This window comes from Mesorhizobium sp. M7A.F.Ca.AU.001.01.1.1 (genome assembly GCF_004022735.1).
In the GTDB taxonomy this organism is placed as follows: Bacteria; Pseudomonadota; Alphaproteobacteria; order Rhizobiales; family Rhizobiaceae; genus Mesorhizobium; species Mesorhizobium ciceri.
Map to the genome: position 1 here is coordinate 1 of NZ_RZPF01000471.1, position 5,322 is coordinate 5,322.

The window sequence follows — 5,322 nt, forward strand, 5'->3', positions numbered from 1 at the left end:
CTCCCATTCCATGCGCGATGGTCCGGTCATGAGATACGCCGACCTTGGTTCTACGACGATGGTCCGGCGGTCCCATTTGGTGCCATTCTTCCGCCGGAGCCGGAAGCTGCAAGGCGCCAGCAACGAAACACCCGCAACGTCTTCGAAATGAGGCTTGTCTCGATGCCAGCCGATGCAGGCGCCGGGCCGGTATTCGTTGATCAACACTTGCGCGAAGGCGTTGGCGGGCCGGCCTGCCAACGCTGCGATCTTGTCGCGCAGGGACAGCAGGAAGTCAGGGATCGGCGGCGCCTCGACGACCTGGCGTCTGTCGTAGTCGTAACGCAGGCCAAAACCGACGACGCGCCGGTTTGCCAGATGGCCATGGAAATCGAACGCCTCGAACGGCAGGCCTTCCAGATGCCGGGCGAGTTCCGTTTCTTCTTGCGCCGTGATCAACTCGGGCTGATAGAAGAAACCTTCCGGTAGGTCGTCGGCAGCACCAAAGAGATCGTGCTGAAGCCCGGATGAGCCGGAGTCGAGTGTTTTCGATTTGGGTGTCGCCATCCCAGCTAAGATGGTGAAGGCCAGCCCGCCTGGCAATATCGGAACCTGGCCAGCCAATCTGCACCCACCCTGCGGACGTCACCACAACGACGGACAGGGCCTGCCAATCCGGATTTTATCGAGGGACTGTATTCAACTCAGGATTTCGCGAGCATGCCTTGAACGCGACCGAGGGAGTTTGCGTGCATGTACGTACGGTTCTTACCAAACCGTGAGCTTTCGTTGCCAGTTGCTTGTCGGCAACTAGATTGGCAACGCGGCATCCCCAAAACATGCCGCAGTGGCCGGCGCGGGTTTAGGCAACGGTGTCTCACCGGCATCATCGCGCCGGCCACTCGAAATGTCCGCTGGCGGCTCTGTGGCGGAGAAGCCTCTGTTGGCCCGGCGCGCTCAAACGAGAGGCCGCTCCTGCCTCGCGGGATGCTTCGAGCCCAAATCTCCGATCAGCCGGCGGTACTGGGTTTCGGGTGGACCGTAAGAATCTCGCGCCAACGTCATGAGACCGTCTCGATCGCGGATCGTAATCTCTCCGCGGCGCGCTCGGATATAACCGTAACTTTCGATCATCTGGAGGCCGACGGTAACCCCCGGACGCCTCACACCAAGCATGATGGACAGAAATTCATGGGTTATCATAAGCCTGTCGCCGACAGTGCGGTCGCTGCACATCAAAAGCCATCTTGCCAGTCGAACTTCCAGGCTCTGCCGCGCGTTGATCGATGCCGTATAGCTTGTCTGAACATGGAAATATTGGACATAGCGCAACAGGAACGACCGCAATGTAGGGCTGTCCTCCAGGGCTTCGACGAAGGGGGCAGCCTCTATCCGGAGAGCCTCGCATGTCGACTGGACGTAACAATCAAAGTTGGCCTGGTCGTCCCCCATGACCAGGGCCGAACCGGTCATTCCTTCGAACCCGATGATTCCGACTTCGGCTTCGGTCGCAGGCGAAGTCCTCGCCACTACCGAGGCCAGCCCGCTTTCCAGAAAATAGACGGCTTCGATCTTCTGCCCCGCGGTCTCCAGCGGCGCGCGCAACTCAAGAAAAACACTCGCCAGATGCGGACGTAGCCGCGCGAAATCGTCCGCGCTCATCCGGCGAAGCAATTCGCTCTTGGCTTGCAGTGTCTGGTAATCCACGAGACTCTTTTCCCTTGGGCAAGAGCACTGGGATCTCTTAGCCGGCCGCGCCCGTCGAACGAGCGGACGGTAACGAACCATAGACTTCGTCTCGCGCAGCACTAGACGGGCGGGCGCGTTGGTATGAAACCGACAGTTACTGCTGAAGACTCGAAGGCCTTGTTGGCTGACTATCTTTCGCCAGCAAACGAGCCTCCCGCAGGATAGAGGCGCGATCGAACCCGAGGAGCGATATGATTTCGCGTATCTGTTGTTCAGTGGCGCCTGTATCCCGCGCCAGCGCGGTCATCGCGCCCAATGGCAGACCGGGGTGCTCGGGCTCCTTCGCCGTGCAACACCATGCCTCGTGATGGGCAAGAGCGATGGTCACTCCCAAGCGTCAGCGCCCCAACTGTGCTGCTGACGATTTCCTTTTGTACGCTTCCGTACGGAGCTTTGCGAGTCAATTCGGACGGAGGCTGAGTTGAGGCTTCTAGCGTCCTTGCGTCGTCCGTCCGTCGCCCCCGGAATTGTTCGGAACGATTGCTCGGCTGAGAGGTTCAAATATTCCACCCAACAGGAGTCTCGAAAGATGGATCACACCAACCACGTACGCCTCACAAGCACCGAACTGACACCAGACATTCTCGAAGACGCCACGATTTACGACGCAGACGACAACAAAGTCGGCAGCGTTTCGCATGTGCACGGCTCAGGAGCCGCCAGTCAGGTCGTCATCGATGTCGGCGGCTTTCTCGGCATTGGCGCCAAGCCGGTGGCCGTTCCCGCAAGCCAGTTGGAATTCATGCGCGATGAAGACGGCGACGTTCACGCGGTGACGAACTGGACCAAGGATCAGCTCAAGAGCATGCCCGAGCATCACGATGCATGATTTCAAGGACTTCACCTTGAACGGGAGCGGCCACTCGGCCGCTCTCTCTTAGGCGCAACAGGGTGGACAGACGATGCGGCGCGAAAACCGGAGCCTGCTTCTGCGGAGGGATCGCCGCAGCCCTGGACGGAGAGCCTTTCTGGATATGCTACGATCACGACGACGATTGCCGCCGGGCCATCGGAAGTCCGCTGACGATCTGGGTTGGTTACCGGCCGAAGCAATTTCAGCTCCTTAGAGGGACGCCGAAGGCCTTTTCCCAAACGCCAGGCGTCACCCGCACGTTCTGCCCAGACTGTGGAAGCTCGATAGGCTATAGCGACGAAGGCCTGCCGGACGAGTTCTATGTGACGATCGGCTTCTTTGACAACCCTGAAGGGTTTCGGCCGCAAGCCCATGCCTATTGGGACCTGAGGCTGCCGTGGATCGAGTTTGATGACAGCCTGCCACGCATCGACCGATATTCAAGGAAGCGCGACCCGAAGTTCGGCAACCCGCGCGACCGGTAGTCGCGGTGCGTGACGCCAGGATATCGGCGGAACCTGACGATCGCTAACGGGTTATTCGGGCAGACCTGTCGGGTGCGACCATGCCATCGACCGTGATCCGAAATGCGCAATACGATCCCGCCACCAGGATCCTGTCGGTCTGGTTTGTGCCGAGCGGCAGACGCTACGAATATGAGGATGTTGCACCGGCAACTTATGCCGCTTTCACCAAAGCTTCCTCAAAAGGCCGCTTCTTCAATGAGTTCATCCGCGACCGCCATCGGTACCGCCGCGTGGCGTGACAAGTTTGGACATGAGCAGGCGATGCACGGAACCTGACCGGCATCGTCTCGTTGACGTCTCGTCATCGAAGCAGGCCAGGCAACGAAAGTGTTCATCTGGACATGCTCAGGTGTTCGCACCGGCAAAGATCGATCGGAAAAGGCTTCAAGGGAGTTCAAGAGCCATGACGGCCAAGAAGCAGAAGACCGAAAGCAAGGACAAGAAGGCATTGCGCTTGGCAGAGACCACCGACGTCTCACCCAAGCAAGCCAAGGAGCTCATGCAAAAGCATGGCAAGGACAACCCCAAGGTCGAGAAGGAAGCCAGAAACTTCAAGGCGGAAGGATAGGATCCGCATGAGGCGACCTGTATGGCCCCTGCAGGTGATCGGCCAGGCAATTCGGGATTAAGGGGGTGCCCCGGCCTTTTCGGCCGCGAGCGCAAAAGGAAAGCGCAGCACCAGGTTGCGGTTCTCGTCAAAAATCTCGAAGGTCAATCCGGTACGCAGCGGCCTGCCATGCAGCAGCTCTTCGGCAAGGATTTCCTTCGCCGACGCCATCGCGTTTTCCTCAGCGCTCGCGAGATCAGAAAATTCCTGGCCCTCGGGATCCTCCTGCAAGCTTCCGCTCTCATCTCGAAGGTCGAAAAAGTACCTGGACATGCCGACTGAACTCCTGCTCATCGCGACGGTAGCATCGGAAGCGCCAGCCTCAGACTTCAGTGCCTGATGTCCCCGGATTGTCGAAGAGCACAGCGAGGCCATGCTCGATGGCGCAGGCCGCTATCAGATCATCGAAGGCCTTTCCTGAAAGCGGGCAACTTGGCATCACCTCTCGAATTGCGGTCCCGGCCTTGGCGGTAGAGATCACATCGTGGCGTTTCTTGCGTGTCTCGACATATTGCTCGACCAGGATTTTCAGGCGCCTCACCGCAACGTCGTCCGTAAACATGGATTCCTCAGCCAATGCCTGAAGTAAGGCTGTCGGCCTGATCATCGGCCGACGATCTCGGGGTTAGCCGGGATTGCTCGCACAATATTTCTATGGGCAGTTGGTTCCCCCGACCGCTTGCTTGGTAATTTTCGTACAGGGAATACCCTTGCCCGGGCTTTCATCGGGCCGAACCGACAGCCGATTTTCCGATGCCGAGGCGAGCGTTCAGGCTTGCATCACCATGCGGCTGTGACGTGCAACGACACTTTCCTCATCGGTCGCAATCACGCGTACTTCCACCTTGCTCTCGGGACGACTGAGGATCTCGGCGTGGGTGTTGTTGGCGCGATCTTCAAGCACCACGCCAAGCCAGGTCAATTTTTCGCATATGGCCTTGCGGATGGTCGCGGACCGTTCGCCGATGCCGGCGGTGAACACCAGGCATTCAAGGCCACCCATCGTGTTTGCAAGCGCCGCGGCCTCTCTCGCGGCGCGAAAGGCGAAAAGCGCCATCGCCTCTTGCGCGCGAGGATCATTGCTCGCTTCGAGCGTCCTCATGTCGCCGGAAATACCGGATACGCCGAGCAGGCCCGACTTCTCGTAGAGCATCGCCTGCAGTTCTTCCGCCGCGATGCCTCTTTCCAGCAGGAAATACAACAGCACGCCGGGATCGATGGCGCCGCACCGCGTGCCCATGACGAGGCCATCCAGGGCCGAAAAACCCATCGTGGTATCGATGCTTTTGCCCCCGTGCAGGGCGCAAAGACTTGCCCCATTGCCGAGATGGGCGACGATCGTGTGTTTCGCCGCGAAAATTGGCGATATCTCGCTGAGCCGCCCGGCGATGTATTCATAGGAGAGACCGTGGAACCCGTAGCGGCGCAAGCCTTGCTCTTCATACTGGCGCGGAAGGGCAAAGCGCCGCACGAGCGGATCGATCGTCTGGTGGAAAGCGGTGTCGAAACAGCCAACCTGTGGCAGGTCCGGTTGCAAGGCGGCTATTGCACGGACGGGCGCGAGACTGCGAGGCTGATGCAGCGGAGCAAGCGGCGTAAGTTTGTCG

General features: G+C 59.3%; 9 protein-coding genes. 4 read left to right on the forward strand and 5 right to left on the reverse strand.

All coding sequences use genetic code 11. The features are described from left to right. Both EN884_RS24550 and EN884_RS24555 read right to left on the reverse strand, forming a co-directional pair. On the reverse strand, positions 1-546 hold a 546-nt coding region (locus tag EN884_RS24550; protein WP_164895133.1), incomplete at its 3' end, for an alpha-ketoglutarate-dependent dioxygenase AlkB. Positions 547-936: 390 nt separating this feature from the next. Then, positions 937-1,686 (reverse strand): Crp/Fnr family transcriptional regulator, encoded by a 750-nt coding sequence (locus EN884_RS24555; RefSeq protein WP_082826458.1) that lies wholly within the window; start codon positions 1,684-1,686, stop codon positions 937-939. Positions 1,687-2,257: 571 nt separating this feature from the next. Here EN884_RS24555 and EN884_RS24565 point away from each other — a divergent pair. The 4 genes from EN884_RS24565 to EN884_RS24580 all read left to right on the forward strand — a co-directional run bounded on the left by EN884_RS24565 (position 2,258) and on the right by EN884_RS24580 (position 3,676). Further along, positions 2,258-2,557, forward strand: coding sequence for a PRC-barrel domain-containing protein (locus EN884_RS24565; protein WP_013531539.1), 300 nt, complete (start codon positions 2,258-2,260; stop codon positions 2,555-2,557). Between the two features lie 62 nt (positions 2,558-2,619). Next, the gene (locus EN884_RS40170) at positions 2,620-3,066 is read left to right on the forward strand and encodes a GFA family protein (RefSeq protein WP_063168030.1); all 447 of its coding nucleotides are present in this window, start codon (positions 2,620-2,622) and stop codon (positions 3,064-3,066) included. A gap of 80 nt (positions 3,067-3,146) precedes the next feature. Next, a complete protein-coding gene (locus EN884_RS24575; RefSeq protein ID WP_013531537.1) occupies positions 3,147-3,347 on the forward strand; it encodes a KTSC domain-containing protein in 201 nt (66 codons plus the stop codon). 164 nt (positions 3,348-3,511) lie between these two features. Continuing rightward, positions 3,512-3,676 (forward strand): hypothetical protein, encoded by a 165-nt coding sequence (locus EN884_RS24580; protein WP_013531536.1) that lies wholly within the window; start codon positions 3,512-3,514, stop codon positions 3,674-3,676. Between the two features lie 57 nt (positions 3,677-3,733). Here the strand turns inward: EN884_RS24580 and EN884_RS24585 are convergent, their stop codons facing one another. The 3 genes from EN884_RS24585 to EN884_RS24595 all read right to left on the reverse strand — a co-directional run. Beyond that, on the reverse strand, positions 3,734-3,946 hold the full coding sequence (locus EN884_RS24585; RefSeq protein WP_063168031.1) for a hypothetical protein: 213 nt from the start codon (positions 3,944-3,946) through the stop codon (positions 3,734-3,736). A 91-nt stretch (positions 3,947-4,037) separates the two neighbouring features. Continuing rightward, complete coding sequence (locus EN884_RS24590) at positions 4,038-4,277, reverse strand: hypothetical protein (RefSeq protein ID WP_013531534.1); 240 nt, start codon at positions 4,275-4,277, stop codon at positions 4,038-4,040. A gap of 207 nt (positions 4,278-4,484) precedes the next feature. Continuing rightward, positions 4,485-5,322, reverse strand: an 838-nt coding sequence (locus tag EN884_RS24595; RefSeq protein ID WP_128360780.1) for an acetate kinase, incomplete at its 5' end; no start/stop codon positions are given.